Consider the following 23044-nt stretch of genomic DNA (forward strand, 5'->3'; position numbering starts at 1 on the left):
CGTGAGTGCCTGATCAGACGCGGCGGCGCTTCGGCGGACGGCAACCGTTATGGGCGATCGGCGTCACGTCGCGGATCGACGTGATGTTCAGACCGACGGCGGCCAGGGCGCGCAGTGCGCTTTCACGGCCGGAACCGGGGCCCTGCACTTCGACTTCGATCGTTTTCACGCCATGTTCCTGTGCCTTCTTGGCTGCATCTTCGGCAGCCATCTGAGCGGCATAAGGGGTCGATTTGCGCGAGCCTTTGAAGCCCATCGTGCCGGCGGACGACCAGGAGATCGCATTGCCCTGCACATCGGAGATCAGGATCTTGGTGTTGTTGAACGAGCTGTTCACATGCGCCACGCCAGCGGCGATGTTCTTACGCTCTTTTTTCTTCGTACGGGTCTTTTCGCGTGCCATTGAAACTGCCCTCCCTTACTTCTTCTTGCCGGCAATGGCCTTTGCGGGGCCTTTGCGGGTGCGAGCGTTGGTGTGGGTACGCTGACCGCGCACGGGCAGGTTGCGGCGATGACGCAGACCGCGATAGCAGCCCAGGTCCATCAGACGCTTGATGTTCATCTGCACTTCACGGCGCAGGTCGCCCTCGACGGTGAAGTTCGCGTCGATATGCTCGCGGATGGCCAGCACTTCGGCATCCGACAGCTCGTTGACGCGGCGGGTCGCGTCGATTCCGACGGACTCGCAGATGGTTTTGGCCGACGCGGGGCCGATACCTGTGATATAGGTGAGTGCGATGGGGACGCGTTTCCCCGTCGGGATGTTAACGCCTGCAATACGTGCCAAGACGGACTTTCCTTTGGTTGCGGTTCCGTAGCGCCAGAACCTTTTTTCACAACTGAAGCCCGAAAGCATTTTGCCTTCGGGCCACGATTAATTTGTCATTTTGTGCTGGTCGGCAAATGCGACAACTTTCATGACGATTCTCTGTCGAGAGACCGTCCCTAGGGCCTTTTCAGCCCAAGGTCAAGAGCGCACCGTTAAGCTTTGTCAAGCACCGCCTTGATGCTGCCGGCCACGGTACCGACGTCGGCCAGGCCATCAATCACCGAAAGATCGCCCTTGGCATAGTAATAGCCGATCAGCGGCGAGGTCTTCTTGTAATATTCCATCAGCCGGGTGCGCAGGCTTTCCTCGTTGTCATCGGCGCGGCGCTTCAGATCGGTCGATCCGCAGACATCGCACTTACCAGCCTCTTTGGTCGGCTTGGTGACGTCGTGATACACTTCGCCGCAATTTCCGCAGGTAAAACGCCCGGTGATGCGGGCGACCAGCGCCTCGTCATCCACGCGCATTTCGATCACCGCGTCCAGGGTGCTGCCGTATTTCGTCAGCAACGCGCCCAGTGCGTCGGCCTGGGCCAGTGTCCGGGGAAAGCCGTCAAAGATGAAGCCGCCGCCCTGGGTGCCTTGCAGCTTTTCCTCGATCAGGCCGATGACGATCTCGTCGGTGACAAGGTCGCCGCGATCCATCACCTCGGCCACGCGCTTGCCCATCTCGGTGCCGGAACTGCGCGCCTCACGCAGCATGTCGCCGGTGGAAAGCTGAACCATGCCGCGCTCGTCAACCAGTTTGCGCGCCTGGGTTCCCTTGCCGGCCCCCGGGGGGCCAAGAAGTATGATGTTCATCGACGGGCTGTCCCTTTCTTGCCGCCGCGGCGTTTACCCCGCAGCTGAGATTTTTCGATCAGCCCCTCATATTGATGCGCCAGCAGGTGGGACTGAACCTGTTGAATCGTGTCCATCGTTACGGAAACCACAATCAGCACGGACGTGCCGCCAAAGTAAAACGGGATCGAGAATTGCGAGCGCAGGATTTCGGGGAACAGGCAGACCAGCGTCAGATAGGCCGACCCCAGCACCAGAACCCTGGTAACAACGTAATCCAGATACTCCGCCGTCTTCTTGCCCGGCCGGATACCCGGCACGAACCCGTTCTGGTTCTTCAGGTTTTCGGCCACATCATCGGTCTTGAAGGCGACGTTGTAGGTATAGAAATACGCGAAGAACACGATCATCGCGGCAAAGAACAGCAGATAAAGCGGCTGTCCGGGCCCGAAATAGGCCAGCAGGGTCGAGATCACCGGGCCGGTCTGCCCCTGCTGTGAAAAGGTCGCGATCGTGGTCGGCAGCAACAGCAACGACGAGGCGAAGATCGCCGGGATCACGCCGGCCGGGTTCACCTTGATCGGCAGGTGGCTGGAACCGCCGTCATAGACCTTCATGCCGACCTGGCGGCGCGGATACTGGATATGGATCTTGCGCAAGGCGCGCTCCATGAACACCACGAAGGCCAGCACCGCCACGACCATCACGATCGAACCCACGATCACCAGCGGAGAGACCGCCCCGGACCGCCCCTGCGCCAGGAACTGCGCGATGGCGGCGGGCACCTGGGCGATGATGCCCACGAAGATGATCAGCGAAATGCCGTTACCGACGCCGCGTGCGGTGATCTGTTCGCCCAGCCACATCAGGAACATGGTGCCGCCGACCAGCGTCACCACGGTGGAGGCGCGGAAGAACCAGCCCGGATCGGTGGCCAGCGACCCGGCCTCCAGGCTGACGGCCAGCCCGTAGGCCTGGAACGTGGCCAGAAGCACGGTGCCGTAGCGGGTATACTGGTTGATCTTCTTGCGGCCCTGCTCGCCCTCTTTCTTGAGGCTTTCAAGCTGGGGCACCATCGCGGTCAGAAGCTGGATGATGATCGAGGCCGAGATATAGGGCATGATGCCAAGGGCAAAGATACCCATCCGTCCCAGCGCGCCGCCGGTGAACATCGACAGGATGCCCCCGATGCCCTGGCTGGCCTGCTCCATGAAGTTGCGCAACGCCGCGCCGTCGATCCCCGGCACCGGGATATAAGTGCCCAGGCGATAGACGATCAGAAGCCCGAGGGTGAAGAAAATCCGCTGCCGCAGCTCGGTCGCCTTGCCCAAGGCGCCCCAGCTCATGTTCGCGGCCATTTGCTCTGCTGCAGATGCCATGCCCTGTGTCTCTTTCATGACTGCGCCGCCAAACCGTTTTCCGGTTTGGCGGCGCGAGGAAAACTATGATGTGATGTAAGCGGCAGAGGCGCCGCCCACAACCACTTATTCGGCCGCAGTCGCAGTCGTGACCGAAAGCGAGCCGCCGGCCTTCTCGACCGCATCGATGGCGGACTTGGAGGCGCCGGTGACGGCCAGCTTCACATTGGCGCTGAAATCGCCCTTGGCCAGCACCCGGATACCGTCCAGCTTGCGGCGCACCAGACCGCTGGCAATCAGCGTGTCCTCGGTGATCTCTGCCTTGGCGTCGATCTTGCCTTCGTCGATGAATTTCTGGATCAGACCCAGGTTCACCACGGCAAAGCTTTTGCGGTTCGGCTTGTTGAAGCCACGCTTCGGCAGGCGCTGATACAGCGGCATCTGACCGCCCTCGTAGCCTTTGATCGCCACACCCGAACGGGATTTCTGACCTTTGATACCACGGCCACCGGTCTTACCAGTGCCCGAACCGGCACCGCGACCGATCCGCTTACGGGATTTGGTCGCACCGGGATTGTCACGCAGTTCATGCAGTTTCATTGTCGCTTCTCCTATGCCGGAACTACCCCCCAGCGACGGATGGGGCAAACGCGGCGTTTCTTGGTTTTTGAGTCGGCCCATGGAAGGCCACCGGGGGCGTATAGACGGGTTGGAAGCGGCAATCAAGGGGCGCCACGACAAGCCTAGCCCCCTACTGCTGGTTTTGCGGCAAGCCGTCCGCAATATCGTAATAGTCGCCCTTGTCGGCAACAAAGATGTGAATGCCCAGGCGGGTGCCGGTCGGTTTGTCGAATGCCCCCATGGCGATGCCGATCCAATCCCGATGCAGCGGATCAAAGAACAGCGCAGATCCACAGATAGCGCAAAAACCTCGCCGGACCTTTGGCGACGACTGATACCAGATGACGTGCCCCTCGCCCTCCAGCGTCAGCGCCGTCTTCGGAACGTCGGTGCTGGCGAAATAGTGGCCGGATTGCTTTCGACATATAGTGCAGTGGCACGCATCGGGCGGGGACAACTCCCCCTCGACCTCGAACTGCACCGCCCCGCAAAGGCATGACCCCTTGTGCATCCGACTTTTCCTTCACAATGATTGCGGAAGATAGCACAAAATAAAACAGCTATGATCATATCGGACAAACGAAAACGCCCCGGCAACAGCCGGGACGCTTCCAAAAATCTTGGTATCGCAGAAACGCTCAACCGCGCTCTTCGATGATCTCCACCAGATGCGGGATCGAGTTGACCATGCCGCGCACGGAAGGGGTATCTTCCAGCTCGCGGGTGCGGTGCATCTTGTTCAGGCCCAGGCCGACCAGCGTGGCACGCTGGACGGCGGGGCGGCGAATCGGCGAACCGATCTGCTTGACGACGATGGTTTTTGCCATATCCCCGGTTCCTTACGCTTCGACCGCGACCGACGCATCGGCATCGGCTTCGGGCTTCTTGAACAGGTCCGCCACCTTCTTGCCACGACGCTGCGCGACATTGCGGGGCGAGCTTTCCTTGGTCAGCCCGTCCAGCGTCGCGCGGATCATGTTGTAGGGGTTCTGCGACCCGATCGACTTGGCGACCACATCCTGAACGCCCAGCATCTCGAACACTGCACGCATCGGACCACCGGCGATGATGCCGGTACCCTGCGGGGCGGTGCGCATGACCACCTTGCCGGCGCCATGACGGCCTTCCATGTCGTGGTGCAGCGTGCGGCCTTCGCGCAGCGGCACACGGATCAGGTTGCGCTTGGCCTGCTCGGTGGCTTTGCGAATGGCCTCGGGGACCTCTTTCGCCTTGCCTTTGCCGAAGCCGACGCGGCCCTTCTGATCGCCGACAACCACGAGCGCGGCAAAGCCGAAGCGCTTACCACCTTTCACGGTTTTCGACACACGGTTGATCGCCACGAGACGATCGGCGAATTCCGGGGTTTCATCGCGGTCGCGACGGTCCCGACGGTTGTCTTCTCTTGCCATGATCGTCTCCTTAGAACTTCAGCCCGCCTTCACGCGCAGCGTCGGCCAGAGCCTTCACCTTACCGTGAAAGAGGAAGCCACCACGATCGAAGTAACACTCTTCGATGCCGGCCTTCTTCGCGCGCTCTGCAATCGCCGCGCCAACCTTGGCCGCGGCATCGACGTTGTTCTTGCCGACCACACCCAGGTCCTTCTCAAGCGAGGAGGCCGAGACGAGCGTTACGCCATTCAGATCGTCGATCAGCTGCACGCTGATGTTCTTGTTGCTGCGGTGCACCGACAGGCGCGCACGGCCGTCGGCCATTTTCCGCAGCTTGTTCCGAACGCGCAAGCGGCGTTTCAGAAACAGGTCTCGTTTGCTGTTTGCCATTTTCGCGTCCTTACTTCTTCTTGCCTTCCTTGCGGAAGATGAACTCACCCTTATAGCGGATGCCCTTGCCTTTATAAGGCTCGGGCTTGCGCCACTCACGGATGTTCGCCGCAACCTGACCGACGAGCTGTTCGTCGATACCTTCGATCAGGACCTGGGTCTGCTTCGGGGCGGTGACGGTCACACCGTCCGGCACCTCGAAGTTGACTTCGTGCGACAGGCCCAGGTTCAGCTTCAGGGTGTTGCCCTGCATCTGTGCCCGGTAACCGACACCCTGGATTTCAAGCTCTTTCTTGAAACCGGTGGTCACGCCGCTGACCAGGTTTTGCACCATGGTCCGCGACATGCCCCATTGCTGGCGCGCCCGTTTGGACGACCCGCGCGGGGTGATCGAGACTACATTCTCCTCGACCGCGATGGTGACATCGTCGGTCGCGGTAAAGCTGCGGGCGCCTTTCGGGCCTTTCACTTCAACGGTCTGGCCGGAGACGGACGCCGAAACACCCGACGGCAGCTCGACCGGTCTTTTACCAATACGAGACATACCAAACCCCCTTAGAAGACCGTGCAGAGCACTTCGCCGCCAACATTGGCCGACCGTGCTGCTGCATCCGACATCACGCCCTTGGACGTGGAGACGATGGAGACACCCAGACCCTGACGGACCGAGGGGATTTCCTTGACGCTCATATACACGCGGCGGCCCGGCTTGGAGACCCGCTTAAGTTCGCGGATCACAGGGGTGCCCTCGTAGTATTTGAGGCTGATTTCAATTTCCGGCATGCCGAGGGAGCTGGTGGCATTCTCGTAGCCACGGATATAGCCCTCGTCCTGAAGCACATCCAGAACCCAGCCGCGAAGCTTGGAGGCCGGGGTGCGGACGGTGGACTTGCCACGCATCTGCGCGTTGCGGATACGGGTCAGCATATCGCCGAGAGGATCGTTTACAGACATATCAAACCCTCCTTACCAGCTCGACTTGACCATGCCGGGGATCTGACCGTCAGAGGCCAGGTCCCGCAGCTTGATCCGCGACACCTTGAGCTTACGGTAGTAAGCCTTCGGGCGGCCGGTCAGTTGGCAGCGGTTGTGAAGACGGGTGGCAGAGCTGTTGCGCGGCAGTTTCGCCAGTTTCAGGCGTGCCTTGAAGCGCTCTTCCATCGGCAGATCTTCGTTATTCGCGATCACTTTCAGCGCAGCCCGCTTGGCGGCGTACTGATCCACCAGCTTCTGGCGCTTCTTCTCGCGTTCGACCATTGCTTTCTTAGCCATGTTCTCTCTCTCCCCGCGCTCAGCTGTTGAAGGGCATGTTGAAATGCTTCAACAGCGCCTTCGCTTCCGCGTCGGTTTTCGCGGTGGTGGCAATCACGATGTCCATGCCCCAGACTTCATCGACCTTGTCGTATTCGATCTCGGGGAAAACGATGTGCTCTTTCAGGCCCATGGCATAGTTGCCACGACCATCGAACGACTTGCCCGAAATGCCGCGGAAGTCGCGGATACGGGGCATGGCGACGGTGATCAGACGGTCCAGGAATTCGTACATCCGGTCGCCGCGCAGGGTCACCTTGGTGCCCAGCGGCATCTCTTCACGGACCCGGAAGCCGGCAATCGACTTCTTCGCCTTGGTGATGACAGCCTTCTGGCCGGCGATCGCGGTCAGGTCGGCCTCGGCCGATTTGACCTTCTTGGAATCGCGAACGGCCTCGGCACCACACCCGATGTTCAGCACGATCTTGTCGAGCTTCGGGATCATCATGTCGTTGGTATAGCCAAACTCTTCCTTCAGCGCGGCGCGGATCGTGTCCGCATAAACCGTCTTCAGGCGCGGGGTATAGGTTGCAGCGTCAAGCATCAGACGGCCTCCCCGGTGGTTTTGGCATAGCGGACCTTCTTGCCGTCTTCCTCGCGGAAGCCGACGCGGGTCGCCTTACCCTTGCTGTCCAGCAGTGCCAGGTTCGACAGGTCGATCGGCATTGCGGTCGGCACGCGGCCACCCTGGTTGGTCTGCGACTGCTTGGTGTGACGGATGGCCATGTTGATGCCACCGACGATGGCCTTGCCAGCCTTCGGATTGACCGAGGAAATTTCACCCTCCTGGCCCTTGTCCTTGCCGGCCAGCACGACGACCTTGTCACCTTTTTTCAGTTTAGCGGCCATCTTACAGCACCTCCGGGGCGAGCGAGATGATCTTCATGAAGTTCTTGGCGCGCAGTTCACGAACGACCGGGCCGAAGATACGGGTACCGATCGGCTCGTTGTTGTTGTTCAGAATTACTGCGGCGTTCCGGTCGAACCGGATCGCGGTGCCGTCTTCACGGCGAACTTCTTTGGCGGTGCGTACGACGACGGCCTTGCGGACGTCCCCTTTTTTCACGCGGCCGCGCGGGATGGCTTCCTTCACCGAGACGACAATGATGTCGCCGACGGAGGCGTATTTACGCTTGGAACCACCCAGAACCTTGATGCACTGCACCCGGCGAGCGCCGGAGTTGTCAGCGACATCCAGATTGGTCTGCATCTGGATCATGTGGTTTCTCCCGACCTATGGGAACGTTCGTCCCAGGGTTTCGATCAAACCGAAAGGTTATTGCCTAGTTAGCAACAACCTCCCAGCGTTTGGACTTCGAAATCGGCGCGCATTCCTGAATGCGGACAATGTCACCGACCTTGAATTCGTTCTTCGGATCGTGCGCCCGGTACTTCTTGGACTTACGAACCGTCTTGTGCAGCAGCGGGTGCTTGAAGCGGCGCTCGACGGAAACCGTGACGGTTTGCTCGTTCTGGTCGCTCGTCACGGTGCCTTGCAGGATGCGTTTGGGCATGTGTCGTGCTCCTTAGTTCGCCGCCGCTTCAGCGGCTTTCTGGTTCAGAACCGTCTTCACGCGGGCGACGTCACGACGGACGCCCCGCATACGGGCGGTGTTCTCAAGCGCACCGGAAGCCTGTTGAAAGCGCAGGTTGAATGCCTCTTTCTTCAGGTTGGCCAGCTCTTCACGAAGCTGGTCCGGCGACTTCTCTTTCAGTTCTTGGGCGTTCATCGCCAACCCTCGCATCAGAAGTCACGGGGACCTGCCCCGCGCTTTTCCAACAAAAAATCCGATCCCCCGCCGACTGCGGAGGACCGAAGAAAACTTACCAGTCTTCGCGCACGACGATGCGGGTTTTCACCGGCAGTTTCATCGCAGCGAGACGGAGCGCTTCCCTTGCCACAGATTCGGTCACGCCGTCAATCTCAAACATGACGCGGCCGGGCTTTACTTTGGCCGCCCAGAAATCCACGGAACCTTTACCCTTACCCATCCGGACTTCGGTGGGCTTGGAGGTCACGGGAGTGTCGGGGAAAATCCGGATCCAGACCCGGCCCTGACGTTTCATATGACGGGTCATGGCCCGGCGGGCAGCCTCGATCTGACGCGCAGTGACGCGCTCGGGCTGGACCGCTTTCAGGCCATAGTGACCGAAGTTGAGGTCGAAGCCGCCTTTTGCCTGGCCGTGGATACGGCCTTTGTGCATTTTGCGGAACTTTGTACGCTTTGGTTGCAGCATCTCATCTACTCCTTAGCGCCGGCCGCCGGCGCCACGCGGCGCGGGACCTTCCTGAAGCTCCTGCTGGCGACGATCACGGGCAGACGGGTCATGCTCCATGATTTCACCTTTGAAGATCCAGACTTTGATGCCGATGATGCCATAGGGCGTCGTGGCTTCCTGATGGGCGTAATCGATATCGGCGCGCAGGGTGTGCAGCGGCACACGGCCTTCGCGATACCATTCGGTCCGCGCGATTTCCGCACCGCCCAGACGACCGGCGACGTTCACACGAATACCAAGGGCGCCCATGCGCATGGCGTTCTGCACGGCACGCTTCATGGCGCGACGGAAAGAAACCCGGCGCTCCAGCTGCTGCGCGATGCTTTCGCCGACCAGCTGGGCGTCCAGCTCGGGCTTGCGCACTTCGACGATGTTCAGGTGCAGTTCGCTGTCGGTCATCGCCGCCAGCTTCTTGCGCAGACCTTCGATATCGGCGCCTTTTTTGCCGATGATCACACCCGGACGCGCCGTGTGGATCGTCACCCGGCACTTCTTGTGCGGGCGCTCGATGATGATCCGGCTGACGCCGGCCTGCTTGCACTCTTCGCGGATGAACTCACGGATCTTGATATCTTCCAGCAGAAGATTTCCGTAGTCCTTGGTGTCGGCATACCAGCGGCTGTCCCAGGTGCGGTTGACCTGGAGGCGCATGCCAATCGGATTAACCTTATGACCCATTACGCTTGCTCCTCGACTTGCCGCACCTTGATGGTCAGCTCGGAAAACGGCTTGATGATCTTGCCGAACCGGCCACGAGCCCGCGGGCGACCGCGCTTCATGGTCAGGTTCTTGCCGACATAGGCTTCGGCCACGACCAGCTCGTCCACATCCAGGTTATGGTTGTTTTCAGCATTGGCGATAGCGGACTGAAGGCATTTCTTCACGTCATCGGCGATCCGCTTTTTCGAGAAGGTCAGATCGGCCAAGGCCTTGTCCACCTTCTTGCCACGGATCATCTGCGCCACCAGGTTCAGCTTCTGCGGCGAGGTGCGAAGCATGCGGGTTTTCGCCATTGCTTCGTTCTCGGCCACGCGGCGGGGGTTCTTTTCCTTACCCATGGCTTACTTCCTCTTCGCTTTCTTATCCGCCGCGTGGCCGTAATAGGTCCGCGTCGGGGCGTATTCGCCGAATTTCTGGCCGATCATATCCTCGGAGACGTTCACCGGGATGTGCTTCTGGCCGTTATAGACGCCGAAGGTCAGACCCACGAACTGGGGCAGGATCGTCGAGCGGCGCGACCAGATTTTGATGACTTCATTGCGGCCCGATTCCCGGCTTTTCTCGGCTTTCTTGAGAACGTAGGAATCAACGAAAGGGCCTTTCCAAACAGAACGCGACATGATTACCGGCCCTTCTTCTTGGCGTGACGGGAGCGGATGATCAGCTTGCCGGACGCCTTGTTCTTGTTACGGGTGCGGGCACCCTTGGTGGGCTTGCCCCACGGGGTCACCGGATGACGGCCACCCGAGGTCCGGCCTTCACCACCACCATGCGGGTGGTCGATCGGGTTCATCACGACACCACGCACAGACGGGCGGATGCCCTTGTGCCGGTTGCGCCCGGCCTTGCCGAGGTTCTGGTTCGAGTTGTCGGGGTTCGACACGGCACCGACAGTGCACATGCATTCCTGACGCACCATCCGCAGCTCGCCCGAGGACAGGCGGATCTGGGCATAGCCACCGTCGCGGCCCACGAACTGGGCATAGGTGCCGGCGGCACGCGCGATCTGACCGCCCTTGCCGGACTTCAGCTCGATATTGTGGACAATGGTCCCGATCGGCAGGCCGGTGAAGGGCATTGCGTTGCCCGGCTTCACGTCGGCCTTGACTGCGGCAATCACCTGATCGCCAACGCCCAGACGCTGCGGGGCCAGGATATAGGCCTGCTCGCCATCTTCATAGCGGATCAGCGCGATGAAGGCGGTGCGGTTGGGGTCATATTCGATCCGTTCCACGGTTGCGGGAACATCAAATTTCGTACGCTTGAAGTCCACGATACGATACAGACGCTTCGCGCCACCGCCGCGGCGGCGCATCGTGATCCGTCCGGTGTTGTTCCGGCCGCCCTTCTTGGTCAAACCCTCAGTCAAGGATTTAACCGGACGCCCTTTCCAAAGCTCCGAACGGTCGATCAGCACCAGCCCACGCTGGCCCGGCGTCGTCGGCTTATACGACTTGAGTGCCATGCTTTCTGTCTTCCGTCAGCTTTGGGGCAATTGCCCCGGTTTCAAAACAACGCCGGCCCCGGTCGAAACCGGGGCCGAAGATTCGGCGCCTTCTATCAGAGACCCGTGGTCACGTCGATAGTGTTACCCTCTTCCAGGGTGACATAGGCTTTCTTGACGTCTTTCCGCTTGCCCATCATGCCGCGGAACCGCTTGGTCTTGCCTTTGGTGATGGTCGTGTTCACGGCCTTCACCTTGACCCCAAACAGGCTTTCGACGGCCTCTTTGATCTGCGGCTTGTTCGCGTCGATTGCCACTTCGAACACAACCGCGCCGTTTTCGGACGCCATGGTTGCCTTCTCGGTGATGATCGGCTTGCGGATCACGTCGTAGTGCTCTGCCTTCGCGCTCATTTCAGTCGAGCCTCCAGTGCTTCGACACCCGCCTTCGTGAGCACCAGGGTGTCACGCTTCAGGATGTCATAGACGTTTGCGCCCACCGACGGCAGCACATCGAGACCCTCGATGTTGCGCGCGGCCATGGCGAACCCTTCGTTCACCGCGGCACCGTCGATCACCAGCGCACGTTTCCAGCCCAGGTTCTTCACCTGTTTGGCCAGCGCGGCGGTCTTGCCCTCGGCCTCGGCGGATTCGATGATGACCAGCTCACCGGCGGCGAACTTGGCCGACAGCGCGTGCTTCAGGCCCAGCTTGCGGAATTTCTTCGTCAGCTCGTGGCCGTGGCTCCGCGGGGTCGGACCCTTGTAGATACCACCCTTGCGGAAGATCGGCGCGTTGCGGTCACCGTGGCGTGCGCCGCCGGTGCCCTTCTGGCGATAGATCTTCTTGGTCGAGTAGCTGGTTTCCGAGCGCGTCTTCACCTTGTGGGTGCCGGCCTGCGCATTGTTGCGCTGCCAGCGGACCACACGGTGCAGAATATCCGCACGCGGCTCCAGGCCGAAGATGTCATCGGCAAGCTCGATGGAACCGGCCTTGCCGGCGTCCAGCTTGATCACATCAAGTTTCATGCTTCGCCTCCTTCAGCAGGCGCTTCTTCAGCAACGGCTTCAACCTTGGCCGATTTCAGACCCGCAGGCAGAACCAGATTCTCGGGAACCGGCTTCTTCACGGCGTCCTTGATCGTGACCCAGCCACCCTTGGAGCCCGGAACGGCGCCCTTGACCATGATCAGGCCACGGTCGGCGTCGGTCTTGATGACCTGCAGGTTCTGGGTGGTCACGCGGGCAGCGCCCATGTGGCCGGCCATTTTCTTGCCCTTGAACACGCGGCCCGGGTCCTGACACTGACCGGTGGAGCCGTGCGAACGGTGGGAAACCGACACACCGTGCGACGCACGCAGACCGCCGAAATTGTGCCGCTTCATGGCACCGGCGAAACCTTTACCGATCGAGGTGCCGGAAACATCCACGAACTGACCTGCCAGATAATGGTCGGCCGTGATTTCCTCGCCCACATCGATCAGGTTTTCCGGGGCGACCCGGAATTCCGCGATCTTCCGCTTCGGCGCGACGTTGGCCTTGGCGAAATGGCCACGCATCGGGGCCGGGGTCCGCTTGGCCTTGGCCGTGCCCGCGCCGAGCTGAACGGCGGTATAGCCATCCGTCTCGGCCGTGCGCTGTGCCACGACCTGCAGGTTGTCGAGTTGAAGGACGGTCACGGGAATCTGCTTCCCATCCTCCATGAACAGCCGGGTCATGCCGACTTTCTTTGCGATTACACCAGAGCGCATCGTCGATACCCTCCTTAAACCTTGATCTCGACGTCGACACCGGCGGCCAGGTCGAGCTTCATCAGCGCGTCCACGGTCTGCGGCGTCGGGTCGATAATGTCGAGAAGCCGCTTGTGCGTGCGGATTTCCCACTGATCGCGGGATTTCTTGTCGACATGCGGGCCACGGAGAACCGTGAACTTTTCAATCTTGTTCGGCAGCGGGATCGGCCCACGAACCTGAGCGCCGGTGCGCTTGGCCGTGTTTACGATTTCCTGCGTGCTGGCGTCCAGCACACGGTAATCGAAGGCTTTCAGCCGGATGCGAATATTTTGCGACTGCATTTCAGTGCCTTTCGCGGCTTGGAGTTGATAGGTGGAGCGGGGGTCATTCCCCGCCCCACGTCGAACCCGGAGGTCTTAATTACTCGATGATCTTGGAGACGACGCCGGCGCCGACGGTACGGCCGCCTTCGCGGATGGCGAAGCGCAGGCCGTCTTCCATCGCGATCGGCGCGATCAGCTCGACCTCGAACTTCAGGTTGTCGCCCGGCATCACCATCTCGGTGCCCTCAGGCAGCGTCACCGTCCCGGTCACGTCCGTCGTGCGGAAGTAGAACTGCGGACGGTAGTTCGCGAAGAACGGCGTGTGACGGCCACCTTCGTCCTTGGTCAGGATATAGGCCTCGGCCTCGAACTTCGTGTGCGGCGTCACCGAACCCGGCTTGCACAGCACCTGGCCGCGCTCGACGCCTTCACGGTCGATCCCGCGCAGCAGCGCGCCGATGTTGTCGCCCGCCTCGCCGCGGTCCAGCAGCTTGCGGAACATCTCGACACCGGTACAGGTCGTCTTCTTGGTGTCGTTGATGCCAACGATTTCCAGCTCGTCGCCCACGTTCACAACGCCACGCTCGATCCGGCCGGTCACAACCGTGCCGCGACCCGAAATCGAGAACACGTCCTCGATCGGCATCAGGAACGGCTTGTCCACCGCCCGGGCCGGGGTCGGGATGTAGTCGTCAACAGCCGCCATCAGTTCGCGGATCTTGTTCTCGCCGATCTCGGGATCGCGGCCTTCCAGCGCCGCCAGCGCCGAGCCCATGATGATCGGAATGTCGTCGCCCGGATAGTCGTAGGACGACAGAAGCTCGCGGATCTCCATCTCGACCAGTTCAAGCAGCTCTTCGTCGTCGACCTGATCGACCTTGTTCATGAACACGACCATGTAGGGGATGCCCACCTGACGGCCCAGCAGGATGTGCTCGCGCGTTTGCGGCATCGGGCCGTCGGCGGCGTTCACAACCAGGATCGCGCCGTCCATCTGCGCCGCGCCCGTGATCATGTTCTTCACATAGTCCGCGTGGCCGGGGCAGTCCACGTGCGCATAGTGCCGCGTGTCGGTCTCGTATTCCACATGCGCCGTCGAGATCGTGATCCCCCGCGCCTTCTCTTCCGGCGCGCCGTCGATCTGGTCATACGCCTTGAAGTCGCCGAAATACTTCGTGATCGCCGCCGTCAGCGTCGTCTTGCCATGGTCAACATGGCCGATCGTGCCGATGTTTACATGCGGCTTGTTACGCTCAAACTTTTCCTTAGCCATGATGGCCTCCTTTGTCTTGGGATGGCGGCGCGCGCATGGCGCGCCCCACGCTATTTCGGTTAGGCGTATTTCGCCTGAATTTCGTCCGAGATGTTCTGCGGGACCGGTTCGTAGTGGTCGAACTGCATCGAGAAGTTTGCGCGGCCCGAAGACATGGAGCGCAGGTTGTTGATGTAGCCGAACATGTTGGCCAGCGGCACGAAGGCGTTGATGACGTTGGCGTTGCCGCGCGTCTCCTGCCCCTGCACCTGACCCCGGCGAGAGGTCAGATCGCCGATGATGCCGCCGGTATATTCATCCGGGGAGACAACCTCGACTTTCATGATCGGCTCCAGCAGTTTCGCGCCGGCCTTTTTCAGACCTTCACGCATACCGGCACGGGCCGCGATTTCAAACGCCAGAACCGAGGAGTCCACATCGTGGTAGGCACCGTCGATCAGCGCGACTTTGAAATCGATCACCGGGAAGCCTGCCAGCGGACCGGAGTCCATGACCGACTTGACGCCTTTTTCAACGCCCGGGATGTATTCCTTGGGCACGTTGCCGCCGACAACCTTGGATTCGAAGGAATACCCTTCGCCCGGCTCGGTCGGGGTGATGACCATCTTGATCCGTGCGAACTGACCCGAGCCACCCGACTGTTTCTTGTGGGTATAGTCGATCTCGGCCTCATGGCTGATGGTCTCGCGATACGCCACCTGCGGCGCACCGATATTGGCCTCGACCTTGAATTCGCGCTTCAGGCGGTCCACCAGAATATCGAGGTGAAGTTCGCCCATGCCCTTCATGATGGTCTGACCGGATTCCATATCGGTCTCGACGCGGAAAGACGGATCCTCGGCGGCCAGACGGGCCAGACCGGCGGACATCTTTTCCTGGTCGGCCTTGGTCTTCGGCTCGACCGCGATCTCGATCACCGGGTCGGGGAAAGTCATGGTTTCCAGAACCACCGGATCGTTGATCGCGCACAGCGTGTCACCCGTGGTGGTGTCCTTCAGACCGGCCAGCGCGATGATGTCGCCGGCAAATGCCTCTTCGATCTCTTCGCGGTTGTTGGAGTGCATCATCATCATCCGACCGACGCGCTCTTTCTTGCCCTTGGTCGAGTTCAGCATGGTGTCGCCCTTCTTCATCGTTCCCGAATAAATCCGGGTGAAGGTCAGCGAGCCAACAAACGGGTCGTTCATGATCTTGAAGGCCAGGCCGGCAAACGGCATGGCGTCATCGGCGCGACGCGGGATGTTGCGCACTTCTTCCTCGTCGCCGGGCTTGAAGCCCATGTAATCGACAACGTCCATCGGGCTGGGCAGATAGTCGATCACGGCGTTGAGCAGCGGCTGCACGCCCTTGTTCTTGAAGGCGGAGCCACACAGAACCGGCACGAACGCCATCGCCAGGGTACCCTTGCGGATCAGCTTGCGCAGGGTGGCCACGTCGGGCTCTTCGCCCTCCAGATAGGCCTCCATCGCGTCGTCGTCCATTTCGACGGCGGTCTCGACCAGCTTTGCGTGCCACTCGTCAGCCTGATCCTTCAGGCTGTCACGGATCGGGCGTTTTTCCCACGAGGCACCCAGATCTTCGCCGGCCCAGACCCACTCTTCCATGGTCACGAGGTCGATGATACCTTCCAGCTCGGTTTCGGCGCCGATCGGAATCTGGATCGGGGCCGGGATCGCGCCGGTGCGATCCTGGATCATGTGCACGCAATTGAAGAAGTCGGCGCCGATCTTGTCCATCTTGTTGACGAACACAATGCGCGGAACCTTGTAGCGGTCAGCCTGACGCCACACGGTTTCGGTCTGCGGCTCGACGCCGGCATTGGCGTCCAGAACCGCAACCGCACCGTCGAGCACAGCCAGCGAACGCTCGACTTCGATGGTGAAGTCGACGTGGCCGGGGGTGTCGATGATGTTCATCCGGTGCTTCGGCGTGTCGGCGGTGGCGCCATCTTCGGTGCGCTCCCAGAAGGTGGTCGTCGCAGCCGAGGTGATGGTGATGCCGCGTTCCTGCTCCTGCTCCATCCAGTCCATGGTGGCGGCGCCATCATGCACCTCACCAATGTTGTGGGACTTGCCGGTATAGAAAAGGATACGCTCCGAGCAGGTGGTCTTACCTGCATCGATATGCGCCATGATACCGAAGTTGCGGTACCGGTCGAGAGGATAATCGCGTGCCATTGGTTCGGTCCTGGGCCTAGAGAATTACCAGCGGTAATGGCTGAAGGCTTTGTTTGCCTCGGCCATCTTGTGGGTGTCTTCGCGTTTCTTGACGGCAGAGCCACGGCTTTGAACGGCGTCAACCAGTTCACCGGCCAGACGCTCTTCCATGGTGTGCTCATTGCGGGCGCGCGCGGCCTTGATCAGCCAGCGGATGGCCAGGGCTTCGCGGCGCTCGGGGCGCACTTCGACCGGCACCTGATAGGTGGCACCACCAACGCGGCGCGAGCGAACCTCGACCGACGGCTTGATGTTGTCCAGCGCTTCGTGGAACACTTCCACGGGCGCGCGCTTGATCTTGGTTTCAACGCGGTCGAACGCGTTGTAAACGATGCGCTCGGCGGCAGATTTCTTGCCGTCGATCATCAGGTTGTTCATGAATTTCGTCAGCACCCGATCGCCAAACTTGGCATCGGGCAGGACTTCGCGCTTTTCGGCGGCGTGACGACGGGACATTGACGTCTCTCCTTACTTCGGACGCTTGGCGCCGTATTTCGAACGACGCTGCTTACGGTCTTTGACGCCCTGGGTATCCAGCACACCGCGCAGGATGTGGTAGCGAACACCCGGAAGGTCTTTTACCCGGCCGCCACGGATCAGGACGACAGAGTGTTCCTGAAGGTTATGGCTTTCGCCGGGAATGTAGCTGATCACCTCGAAACCATTGGTCAGGCGCACTTTTGCGACCTTCCGCATGGCCGAGTTCGGCTTCTTCGGCGTGGTAGTATAAACGCGCGTACAGACGCCACGCTTCTGCGGGCAAGCCTGCAGATGCATGGACTTCTGGCGCTTTACTTTGGGCTGCCGCGGCTTGCGGATCAGCTGTTGGATCGTCGGCATTCCGGTTCCCCGTGTTGCAACCAATTCAAATCTCGATGCGCGCATTCAAAACGCACAAATACCGCTGCGTCCCCTCGTTCGCGGGAACGACGCGGTGGAATTCCAGAGGATCGGGGCGTTCAGGCCCGGATCTTGACCACTTCAGTTCTGATTTCAGCCTGCTCAAAGGTTTCCCCGACAGGCCGAGTGGGCGCGGTATATGGAGAGTCGCCAGCCTTGTCAACAGCCCATCCCCGCTTCTGCGGCTTTCTAGCGGATGCGCAATCCCACCGGCCCGGCCCGCAGCAAGCGGCGCTCGCGGTAGAAGGTGAAAATCCCGGTGGCGACAACGATCGCGCTGCCCAGAAAGGTCAGTGGCGCCGGCCAGTCGCCGAAGATCACAAAGCCCAGAAACAGCGCCCAGATCAGCGCGGTATAGCGGAACGGGGCGATGAAACCGATATCGCCCAGCCGCATGACCATCACCGAAAACAGATAGCCGCCGATCACGAATACTGTCGCCCCGCCCAGTTGCATCCCCGCCTTGACCGACACCGGCACCCAGGGCTGAAACGCCGCCGCAACCCCGGTGAAAAGCGTCACCCCGACGGCCGCGCACAATGCCACCGCCAGCGACGGTACATCGCGCGACAGGCGGCGTGTGGACAGATCGCGCAAGGTGACAAAACCCACCGCGATCAGCGCATAGACGGAATAGAAGTTGAACCCATCGGTGCCCGGTCGCACAATCAGCAGCACGCCGCAGAACCCCACCAGAATGGCCGCCAGCCGCCGCCAGCCCACGGCTTCGCCCAGGAACAGCGCACCGGCCAGGGTTACGGTCAGCGGGATGGCCTGAATGATCGCGGTGACATTGGCGATCGGCGCGTTGAACAGGGCCGTGACGAAGAAATAGGCCGCGCCGACCTCGCCCGCCGTGCGCAGCGCGATCAGCACCCAGTCCCGTTTCGCCAGATCGAAGCGCAGCGCGCCCATCGCCCGCGCCACAGCCGCCAACAGCACAACCACCGCCACCCCGCGCAGGAACAGCGCCTGAAACAGCGGCAGCTCGTCAGAAAGCGCCTTCATGCAGGCGTCGTTGAAGGTGAAGGCCGCCATGCTGGCCATCATCATCAGCGCCCCGCGCGTGTTGTCGGAAAATGCGGCCATGTCCTGCCCTCCGTCCACCGCCATAACAGCCGGGCCTGCGCGCGAACAGCCCCGCCGGACGGGCAGACGAAAACCCCCGCCACGGGGGCGGGGGTTTCCAATCGATCGTGAAAGCGTGGGCTTATTCGCCGCGGCTTTCGGGCGTGTCCACCAGACCGCTGCCGAAATCATCGTCGCCAATGATATCGTCCATCGGTGCGGCCAGGGCCGCGGCGGCCTCGGCTTCGGCCTGACGTGCGTCGATCACCTTCTGGTCACGCTCGGCAGCAATCTTGCGCATCTGCTGCGTCGCGCCACCGGTGCCCGCCGGGATCAGGCGGCCGACGATGACGTTCTCTTTCAGGCCGACCAGCTTGTCGCGCTTGCCCTGAACCGACGCTTCGGTCAGCACCCGGGTGGTTTCCTGGAACGACGCGGCCGAGATGAACGAACGGGTCTGCAACGACGCCTTGGTGATCCCCAGCAGGATCGGTTCGCCCTGCGCCGGGCGGCCACCCTTCGACAGCGCCTTTGCGTTGGCTTCGTCGAATTCGGCCTTGTCCACGTTCTCGCCTTTCAGAAGCGTGGTATCGCCGCTGTCCTGGATTTCCCACTTCTGCAGCATCTGGCGCACGATCACTTCGATATGCTTGTCGTTGATCTTCACGCCTTGCAGCCGGTAGACGTCCTGCACCTCGTCGATCATGTAATCGGCCAGGGCCTCGACCCCCATGATCGCCAGAATGTCGTGCGGGGCCGGGTTGCCGTCCATGATATAGTCGCCCTTCTGGACGAAGTCACCTTCCTGAACCGGAATGTGCTTGCCCTTGGGCACCATGTATTCGACGGGTTCCATCGTCTCGTCGCTGGGCTCGATCGTGATCCGGCGCTTGTTCTTGTAGTCGCGGCCAAAGCGCACGTAACCATCGATCTCGGCGATGATCGCGTGATCCTTGGGGCGGCGTGCTTCGAACAGTTCGGCCACACGCGGCAGACCACCGGTGATGTCCTTGGTCTTGGCACCCTCGCGCGGGATACGCGCAACCACGTCGCCGGCTTTGATCTCCTGGCTTTCCTCGACCGACAGAATGGCATCCACCGACATCGGATAGGTCACCGGGTTGCCCGACTCGGTGCGAACGGGTTCGCCCGTGGCCGGATCGACGATGATGATCTCGGGCTTGAGATCGTTGCCCCGCGGCGCGGCGCGCCAGTCGGCCACGATCTTCTGGGTCATACCCGTCGCATCGTCGGTATCCTCGCGCACGGAAATGCCCGAGACCAGATCGACGAATTTGGCGACACCCGCCTTTTCGGCGATGATCGGCAGGGTATAGGGGTCCCATTCGAACAGCTTGTCGCCGCGCTTGACCATGGCGCCGTCGGCCACATGGACCTTGGTGCCGTAGCCCAGCTTGTGGCTGGCCCGTTCAACCCCGTTTTCATCCATGATCGCCAGAACCATGTTCCGGCCCATGACGATCAACTCGCCCGCCGCATTGGTCAGCAGGCTGGCATTGCGGAACTCGATCCGGCCGTCCTGGCTGGCTTCCTGGAACGACTGCTGGCCACCCTGCGCGATACCGCCGATGTGGAACGTCCGCATCGTCAGCTGCGTGCCGGGTTCGCCGATCGACTGTGCGGCGATGATGCCCACGGCCTCGCCGGTATTCACCATCGTGCCGCGTGCAAGGTCGCGGCCATAGCACATGGCGCAGACGCCTTCCTCGGCCTCGCAGGTCAGCGGACTGCGGATCCGCACGCTCGCCACCCCGGCTTTTTCGATCGCGTCGGACTTGCGCTCGTCGATCAACTCGTTGCGCGACACGATCACCTCGTCGGTGCCGGGGCGCAGAACATCCTCGGCAGAGACACGGCCCAGCAGGCGTTCCGCCAGCGAGGACACGACCTCGCCGTCGTTCACGGCCGCTTCGGCGGTAATCGCCATATCGGTGCCGCAGTCGCGCTGCCGCACGATGCAGTCCTGCGCCACGTCCACCAGACGCCGGGTCAGGTAACCCGAGTTGGCGGTTTTCAGCGCGGTATCGGCCAGACCCTTCCGGGCGCCGTGGGTCGAGTTGAAGTATTCAAGAACGGTCAGACCTTCCTTGAAGTTCGAGATGATCGGCGTCTCGATGATCTCGCCCGATGGCTTGGCCATCAGGCCGCGCATACCGCCAAGCTGCTTCATCTGCGCGGGCGAGCCCCGCGCGCCGGAATGCGACATCATGTAAACGCTGTTGGGCTCTTTCTCGGCGCCGGCGTCATCCACCCGCACGGCCGAGATTTCGTCCATCATCGCGCTTGCCACCTCGTCCGAGCATTTCGACCAGGCATCGACGACCTTGTTGTATTTCTCACCCTGGGTGATCAGGCCGTCCATGTATTGCTGTTCGAATTCCTTGACCTGGTCACGCACGCCATTGACGATCTCCCACTTGCTGTCGGGGATCAGCATGTCGTCCTTGCCAAAGGAGATGCCGGCCTTGAACGCTTCGCGGAAGCCCATGGTCATGATCTGGTCGCAGAAGATGACGCTCTCTTTCTGGCCGCAATAGCGATAGACGGTGTCGATGACCTGCTGCACCTCTTTCTTGCGCAGCAGACGGTTCACCAGATCGAACGGCGCCTTGGCGTTCAACGGCAAAAGCGCGCCCAGGCGCACCCGGCCCGGCGTGGTTTCAAACCGCTTGAAAACCTCGTTGCCCTCGTCGTCGATCTGTTTGACCCGGGCCTGGATCTTGGAGTGCAGATGCACCTCGCCCGCAGTCAGGGCATGTTCGATCTCTTCGACCGAACCAAAGACCATACCCTGGCCCTTCATCCCTTCGCGCGCCAGCGTGATGTAGTACAGGCCCAGGATCATATCCTGCGACGGCACGATGATCGGCGCGCCGTTGGCGGGCGACAGCACGTTGTTGGTGGACATCATCAGAACGCGCGCTTCCAGCTGGGCCTCAAGGCTCAGGGGAACGTGCACAGCCATCTGGTCGCCGTCGAAGTCGGCGTTGAAGGCCGAGCAGACCAGCGGGTGCAGTTGAATGGCCTTACCTTCGATCAGCGTGGGCTCGAACGCCTGAATGCCCAGACGGTGCAGCGTGGGCGCCCGGTTCAGCATGACCGGGTGTTCGCGGATCACCTCGTCCAGAATGTCCCAGACCTCGGGGCGCTCTTTTTCCACCAGCTTCTTGGCTTGCTTGACGGTCGAAGACAGGCCCTTGGCCTCAAGACGGCTGTAGATGAACGGCTTGAACAGCTCCAGCGCCATCTTCTTGGGCAGACCGCACTGATGCAGCTTCAGTTCCGGCCCGGTCACGATGACCGACCGACCCGAGAAGTCGACGCGCTTGCCCAAAAGGTTCTGACGGAAGCGGCCCTGCTTGCCCTTCAGCATGTCGGACAGCGATTTCAGCGGGCGCTTGTTGGCGCCGGTGATCACGCGGCCACGGCGACCGTTGTCAAACAGCGCGTCCACCGATTCCTGCAGCATCCGCTTTTCGTTGCGCACGATGATATCGGGCGCGCGCAGCTCGATCAGCCGCTTCAGGCGGTTGTTCCGGTTGATCACCCGGCGATACAGATCGTTCAAATCCGAGGTGGCGAACCGGCCACCATCCAGCGGCACCAGCGGGCGCAGCTCGGGCGGGATCACCGGCACGACGGTCAGGATCATCCATTCCGGGCGGTTGCCGGATTCCAGGAAGCTTTCAACCACCTTCAGGCGCTTGATGATCTTCTTGGGCTTCAGCTCGCCGGTGGCTTCCTTCAGCTCTTCGCGCAGACGGTCGGCCTCGGCCTCCAGATCGATCTGGCTCAGCATCTCGCGGATCGCCTCGGCGCCGATGCCGGCGGTGAAGGCGTCCATGCCGAACGCGTCCTGCGCGTCCATGAACTCTTCCTCGGTCATCATCTGGCCATAGGTCAGATCGGTCAGGCCGGGCTCGATCACCACGTAGTTTTCAAAATACAGGACCCGCTCCAGATCGCGCAGGGTCATGTCCAGCATCAGGCCGATGCGCGAGGGCAGCGATTTCAGGAACCAGATATGGGCGACGGGGGCGGCCAGTTCGATATGACCCATCCGTTCGCGGCGCACCTTCTGCAGCGTCACCTCGACGCCGCATTTCTCGCAGACGACGCCGCGATATTTCATGCGCTTGTACTTGCCGCACAGGCATTCGTAATCCTTGATCGGACCGAAGATCCGGGCACAGAACAGACCGTCACGCTCGGGCTTGAACGTGCGGTAGTTGATGGTCTCGGGCTTCTTGATCTCGCCGTAGGACCAGCTGAGGATCCGCTCGGGCGAGGCCAGAGAGACCTTGATCTCGTCGAATTGCTTCGGCGGGGTCAGCGGGTTGAACGGGTTGGTTGTCAGTTCCTGGTTCATGATCGGTCCTTTCCTGAGCGGG

32 protein-coding genes are annotated in these 23044 nt (G+C 61.2%); all 32 read right to left on the reverse strand.

Going from position 1 to position 23044, the window contains the following annotated elements:
* Positions 1-13 precede the first annotated feature (13 nt).
* On the reverse strand, positions 14-403 hold the full coding sequence (rpsK, locus tag ACSR1C_RS12425) for a 30S ribosomal protein S11 (RefSeq protein ID WP_460259695.1): 390 nt from the start codon (positions 401-403) through the stop codon (positions 14-16).
* Positions 404-418: 15 nt separating this feature from the next.
* Positions 419-787 (reverse strand): 30S ribosomal protein S13, encoded by a 369-nt coding sequence (gene rpsM / locus ACSR1C_RS12430; RefSeq protein WP_460259696.1) that lies wholly within the window; start codon positions 785-787, stop codon positions 419-421.
* Positions 788-981: 194 nt separating this feature from the next.
* Positions 982-1629, reverse strand: coding sequence for an adenylate kinase (locus ACSR1C_RS12435; protein WP_460259697.1), 648 nt, complete (start codon positions 1627-1629; stop codon positions 982-984).
* Entirely contained in the window at positions 1626-2987 is a 1362-nt protein-coding gene (gene secY / locus ACSR1C_RS12440; protein ID WP_460259698.1) for a preprotein translocase subunit SecY, read from the reverse strand. The genes ACSR1C_RS12435 and secY overlap by 4 nt, the downstream gene beginning before the upstream one ends.
* A 105-nt stretch (positions 2988-3092) precedes the next feature.
* A complete protein-coding gene (gene rplO, locus ACSR1C_RS12445) occupies positions 3093-3566 on the reverse strand; it encodes a 50S ribosomal protein L15 (RefSeq protein ID WP_460259699.1) in 474 nt (157 codons plus the stop codon).
* A 151-nt stretch (positions 3567-3717) separates the two neighbouring features.
* Positions 3718-4098: a GFA family protein gene (locus ACSR1C_RS12450; RefSeq protein ID WP_460259700.1), complete on the reverse strand. Its 381-nt coding sequence runs from the start codon at positions 4096-4098 to the stop codon at positions 3718-3720.
* Positions 4099-4225: 127 nt separating this feature from the next.
* On the reverse strand, positions 4226-4414 hold the full coding sequence (gene rpmD / locus ACSR1C_RS12455; protein ID WP_072857172.1) for a 50S ribosomal protein L30: 189 nt from the start codon (positions 4412-4414) through the stop codon (positions 4226-4228).
* Between the two features lie 12 nt (positions 4415-4426).
* Positions 4427-4996: a 30S ribosomal protein S5 gene (gene rpsE, locus ACSR1C_RS12460; RefSeq protein WP_460259701.1), complete on the reverse strand. Its 570-nt coding sequence runs from the start codon at positions 4994-4996 to the stop codon at positions 4427-4429.
* A gap of 10 nt (positions 4997-5006) precedes the next feature.
* Complete coding sequence (gene rplR, locus ACSR1C_RS12465; protein WP_460259702.1) at positions 5007-5366, reverse strand: 50S ribosomal protein L18; 360 nt, start codon at positions 5364-5366, stop codon at positions 5007-5009.
* Between the two features lie 10 nt (positions 5367-5376).
* Positions 5377-5910 (reverse strand): 50S ribosomal protein L6, encoded by a 534-nt coding sequence (rplF, locus tag ACSR1C_RS12470; RefSeq protein WP_460259703.1) that lies wholly within the window; start codon positions 5908-5910, stop codon positions 5377-5379.
* Between the two features lie 11 nt (positions 5911-5921).
* Positions 5922-6320 (reverse strand): 30S ribosomal protein S8, encoded by a 399-nt coding sequence (rpsH, locus tag ACSR1C_RS12475; RefSeq protein WP_460259704.1) that lies wholly within the window; start codon positions 6318-6320, stop codon positions 5922-5924.
* Between the two features lie 12 nt (positions 6321-6332).
* Positions 6333-6638: a 30S ribosomal protein S14 gene (gene rpsN, locus ACSR1C_RS12480; protein ID WP_460259705.1), complete on the reverse strand. Its 306-nt coding sequence runs from the start codon at positions 6636-6638 to the stop codon at positions 6333-6335.
* A gap of 19 nt (positions 6639-6657) precedes the next feature.
* A complete protein-coding gene (gene rplE, locus ACSR1C_RS12485) occupies positions 6658-7221 on the reverse strand; it encodes a 50S ribosomal protein L5 (RefSeq protein ID WP_460259706.1) in 564 nt (187 codons plus the stop codon).
* Positions 7221-7526: a 50S ribosomal protein L24 gene (gene rplX, locus ACSR1C_RS12490; RefSeq protein ID WP_460259707.1), complete on the reverse strand. Its 306-nt coding sequence runs from the start codon at positions 7524-7526 to the stop codon at positions 7221-7223. Before rplX ends, rplE begins: the two co-directional genes overlap by 1 nt.
* A 1-nt stretch (position 7527) precedes the next feature.
* Positions 7528-7896 carry a 50S ribosomal protein L14 gene (rplN, locus tag ACSR1C_RS12495; RefSeq protein WP_011567679.1) on the reverse strand — a complete coding sequence of 123 codons (369 nt, stop codon included), beginning with the start codon at positions 7894-7896 and terminating at the stop codon, positions 7528-7530.
* Between the two features lie 64 nt (positions 7897-7960).
* Positions 7961-8191 (reverse strand): 30S ribosomal protein S17, encoded by a 231-nt coding sequence (gene rpsQ / locus ACSR1C_RS12500; RefSeq protein WP_460259708.1) that lies wholly within the window; start codon positions 8189-8191, stop codon positions 7961-7963.
* Positions 8192-8203: 12 nt separating this feature from the next.
* A complete protein-coding gene (rpmC, locus tag ACSR1C_RS12505; protein WP_460259709.1) occupies positions 8204-8407 on the reverse strand; it encodes a 50S ribosomal protein L29 in 204 nt (67 codons plus the stop codon).
* Between the two features lie 94 nt (positions 8408-8501).
* Entirely contained in the window at positions 8502-8915 is a 414-nt protein-coding gene (gene rplP, locus ACSR1C_RS12510; protein WP_460259710.1) for a 50S ribosomal protein L16, read from the reverse strand.
* 12 nt (positions 8916-8927) lie between these two features.
* Complete coding sequence (gene rpsC, locus ACSR1C_RS12515; protein WP_460259711.1) at positions 8928-9635, reverse strand: 30S ribosomal protein S3; 708 nt, start codon at positions 9633-9635, stop codon at positions 8928-8930.
* On the reverse strand, positions 9635-10015 hold the full coding sequence (gene rplV / locus ACSR1C_RS12520; protein ID WP_460259712.1) for a 50S ribosomal protein L22: 381 nt from the start codon (positions 10013-10015) through the stop codon (positions 9635-9637). Before rplV ends, rpsC begins: the two co-directional genes overlap by 1 nt.
* Before the next feature lie 3 nt (positions 10016-10018).
* On the reverse strand, positions 10019-10297 hold the full coding sequence (gene rpsS / locus ACSR1C_RS12525) for a 30S ribosomal protein S19 (protein ID WP_068315468.1): 279 nt from the start codon (positions 10295-10297) through the stop codon (positions 10019-10021).
* Positions 10298-10299: 2 nt separating this feature from the next.
* A complete protein-coding gene (rplB, locus tag ACSR1C_RS12530) occupies positions 10300-11142 on the reverse strand; it encodes a 50S ribosomal protein L2 (RefSeq protein WP_460259713.1) in 843 nt (280 codons plus the stop codon).
* Between the two features lie 95 nt (positions 11143-11237).
* Positions 11238-11534 carry a 50S ribosomal protein L23 gene (locus ACSR1C_RS12535; RefSeq protein ID WP_460259714.1) on the reverse strand — a complete coding sequence of 99 codons (297 nt, stop codon included), beginning with the start codon at positions 11532-11534 and terminating at the stop codon, positions 11238-11240.
* Entirely contained in the window at positions 11531-12148 is a 618-nt protein-coding gene (gene rplD / locus ACSR1C_RS12540) for a 50S ribosomal protein L4 (RefSeq protein WP_460259715.1), read from the reverse strand. The genes ACSR1C_RS12535 and rplD overlap by 4 nt, the downstream gene beginning before the upstream one ends.
* Entirely contained in the window at positions 12145-12870 is a 726-nt protein-coding gene (gene rplC, locus ACSR1C_RS12545) for a 50S ribosomal protein L3 (RefSeq protein ID WP_460259716.1), read from the reverse strand. Before rplC ends, rplD begins: the two co-directional genes overlap by 4 nt.
* Before the next feature lie 14 nt (positions 12871-12884).
* The gene (rpsJ, locus tag ACSR1C_RS12550; protein ID WP_037209276.1) at positions 12885-13193 is read right to left on the reverse strand and encodes a 30S ribosomal protein S10; all 309 of its coding nucleotides are present in this window, start codon (positions 13191-13193) and stop codon (positions 12885-12887) included.
* Between the two features lie 79 nt (positions 13194-13272).
* Complete coding sequence (gene tuf / locus ACSR1C_RS12555; protein ID WP_460259731.1) at positions 13273-14448, reverse strand: elongation factor Tu; 1176 nt, start codon at positions 14446-14448, stop codon at positions 13273-13275.
* Positions 14449-14507: 59 nt separating this feature from the next.
* Positions 14508-16625, reverse strand: coding sequence for an elongation factor G (gene fusA, locus ACSR1C_RS12560; RefSeq protein ID WP_460259718.1), 2118 nt, complete (start codon positions 16623-16625; stop codon positions 14508-14510).
* 24 nt (positions 16626-16649) lie between these two features.
* Positions 16650-17120 carry a 30S ribosomal protein S7 gene (gene rpsG / locus ACSR1C_RS12565; RefSeq protein WP_460259719.1) on the reverse strand — a complete coding sequence of 157 codons (471 nt, stop codon included), beginning with the start codon at positions 17118-17120 and terminating at the stop codon, positions 16650-16652.
* A gap of 12 nt (positions 17121-17132) precedes the next feature.
* Positions 17133-17504: a 30S ribosomal protein S12 gene (gene rpsL / locus ACSR1C_RS12570; RefSeq protein WP_035253348.1), complete on the reverse strand. Its 372-nt coding sequence runs from the start codon at positions 17502-17504 to the stop codon at positions 17133-17135.
* Positions 17505-17753: 249 nt separating this feature from the next.
* On the reverse strand, positions 17754-18653 hold the full coding sequence (locus ACSR1C_RS12575; RefSeq protein ID WP_460259720.1) for a DMT family transporter: 900 nt from the start codon (positions 18651-18653) through the stop codon (positions 17754-17756).
* A 121-nt stretch (positions 18654-18774) separates the two neighbouring features.
* Complete coding sequence (gene rpoC, locus ACSR1C_RS12580; protein WP_460259721.1) at positions 18775-23022, reverse strand: DNA-directed RNA polymerase subunit beta'; 4248 nt, start codon at positions 23020-23022, stop codon at positions 18775-18777.
* Between the last annotated feature and the right edge of the window lie 22 nt (positions 23023-23044).

The organism is Actibacterium sp. D185-2 (assembly GCF_054954595.1).

What these genes read in the sequence shown, in the direction of transcription:
- secY (WP_460259698.1), bottom strand. Translation starts at nt 2,987, where the DNA reads ATGGCATCTGCAGCAGAGCAAATGGCCGCGAACATGAGCTGGGGCGCC.
- rpoC (WP_460259721.1), bottom strand. Translation starts at nt 23,022, where the DNA reads ATGAACCAGGAACTGACAACCAACCCGTTCAACCCGCTGACCCCGCCG.
- fusA (WP_460259718.1), bottom strand. Translation starts at nt 16,625, where the DNA reads ATGGCACGCGATTATCCTCTCGACCGGTACCGCAACTTCGGTATCATG.
- rpmD (WP_072857172.1), bottom strand. Translation starts at nt 4,414, where the DNA reads ATGGCAAAAACCATCGTCGTCAAGCAGATCGGTTCGCCGATTCGCCGC.
- rplV (WP_460259712.1), bottom strand. Translation starts at nt 10,015, where the DNA reads ATGGGTAAGGAAAAGAACCCCCGCCGCGTGGCCGAGAACGAAGCAATG.
- rpsN (WP_460259705.1), bottom strand. Translation starts at nt 6,638, where the DNA reads ATGGCTAAGAAAGCAATGGTCGAACGCGAGAAGAAGCGCCAGAAGCTG.
- rplO (WP_460259699.1), bottom strand. Translation starts at nt 3,566, where the DNA reads ATGAAACTGCATGAACTGCGTGACAATCCCGGTGCGACCAAATCCCGT.
- rplP (WP_460259710.1), bottom strand. Translation starts at nt 8,915, where the DNA reads ATGCTGCAACCAAAGCGTACAAAGTTCCGCAAAATGCACAAAGGCCGT.
- rpsC (WP_460259711.1), bottom strand. Translation starts at nt 9,635, where the DNA reads ATGGGTCATAAGGTTAATCCGATTGGCATGCGCCTCCAGGTCAACCGC.
- rpsE (WP_460259701.1), bottom strand. Translation starts at nt 4,996, where the DNA reads ATGGCAAGAGAAGACAACCGTCGGGACCGTCGCGACCGCGATGAAACC.
- rplB (WP_460259713.1), bottom strand. Translation starts at nt 11,142, where the DNA reads ATGGCACTCAAGTCGTATAAGCCGACGACGCCGGGCCAGCGTGGGCTG.
- rplR (WP_460259702.1), bottom strand. Translation starts at nt 5,366, where the DNA reads ATGGCAAACAGCAAACGAGACCTGTTTCTGAAACGCCGCTTGCGCGTT.
- rpsH (WP_460259704.1), bottom strand. Translation starts at nt 6,320, where the DNA reads ATGTCTGTAAACGATCCTCTCGGCGATATGCTGACCCGTATCCGCAAC.
- ACSR1C_RS12575 (WP_460259720.1), bottom strand. Translation starts at nt 18,653, where the DNA reads ATGGCCGCATTTTCCGACAACACGCGCGGGGCGCTGATGATGATGGCC.
- rpsS (WP_068315468.1), bottom strand. Translation starts at nt 10,297, where the DNA reads ATGTCGCGTTCTGTTTGGAAAGGCCCTTTCGTTGATTCCTACGTTCTC.
- rplF (WP_460259703.1), bottom strand. Translation starts at nt 5,910, where the DNA reads ATGTCTCGTATTGGTAAAAGACCGGTCGAGCTGCCGTCGGGTGTTTCG.
- rplC (WP_460259716.1), bottom strand. Translation starts at nt 12,870, where the DNA reads ATGCGCTCTGGTGTAATCGCAAAGAAAGTCGGCATGACCCGGCTGTTC.
- rplD (WP_460259715.1), bottom strand. Translation starts at nt 12,148, where the DNA reads ATGAAACTTGATGTGATCAAGCTGGACGCCGGCAAGGCCGGTTCCATC.
- rplX (WP_460259707.1), bottom strand. Translation starts at nt 7,526, where the DNA reads ATGGCCGCTAAACTGAAAAAAGGTGACAAGGTCGTCGTGCTGGCCGGC.
- rpsJ (WP_037209276.1), bottom strand. Translation starts at nt 13,193, where the DNA reads ATGCAGTCGCAAAATATTCGCATCCGGCTGAAAGCCTTCGATTACCGT.
- tuf (WP_460259731.1), bottom strand. Translation starts at nt 14,448, where the DNA reads ATGGCTAAGGAAAAGTTTGAGCGTAACAAGCCGCATGTAAACATCGGC.
- rpmC (WP_460259709.1), bottom strand. Translation starts at nt 8,407, where the DNA reads ATGAACGCCCAAGAACTGAAAGAGAAGTCGCCGGACCAGCTTCGTGAA.
- rpsK (WP_460259695.1), bottom strand. Translation starts at nt 403, where the DNA reads ATGGCACGCGAAAAGACCCGTACGAAGAAAAAAGAGCGTAAGAACATC.
- ACSR1C_RS12535 (WP_460259714.1), bottom strand. Translation starts at nt 11,534, where the DNA reads ATGAGCGCGAAGGCAGAGCACTACGACGTGATCCGCAAGCCGATCATC.
- rplE (WP_460259706.1), bottom strand. Translation starts at nt 7,221, where the DNA reads ATGCTTGACGCTGCAACCTATACCCCGCGCCTGAAGACGGTTTATGCG.
- rpsQ (WP_460259708.1), bottom strand. Translation starts at nt 8,191, where the DNA reads ATGCCCAAACGCATCCTGCAAGGCACCGTGACGAGCGACCAGAACGAG.
- rpsG (WP_460259719.1), bottom strand. Translation starts at nt 17,120, where the DNA reads ATGTCCCGTCGTCACGCCGCCGAAAAGCGCGAAGTCCTGCCCGATGCC.
- rplN (WP_011567679.1), bottom strand. Translation starts at nt 7,896, where the DNA reads ATGATCCAGATGCAGACCAATCTGGATGTCGCTGACAACTCCGGCGCT.
- rpsL (WP_035253348.1), bottom strand. Translation starts at nt 17,504, where the DNA reads ATGCCGACGATCCAACAGCTGATCCGCAAGCCGCGGCAGCCCAAAGTA.
- ACSR1C_RS12450 (WP_460259700.1), bottom strand. Translation starts at nt 4,098, where the DNA reads ATGCACAAGGGGTCATGCCTTTGCGGGGCGGTGCAGTTCGAGGTCGAG.
- ACSR1C_RS12435 (WP_460259697.1), bottom strand. Translation starts at nt 1,629, where the DNA reads ATGAACATCATACTTCTTGGCCCCCCGGGGGCCGGCAAGGGAACCCAG.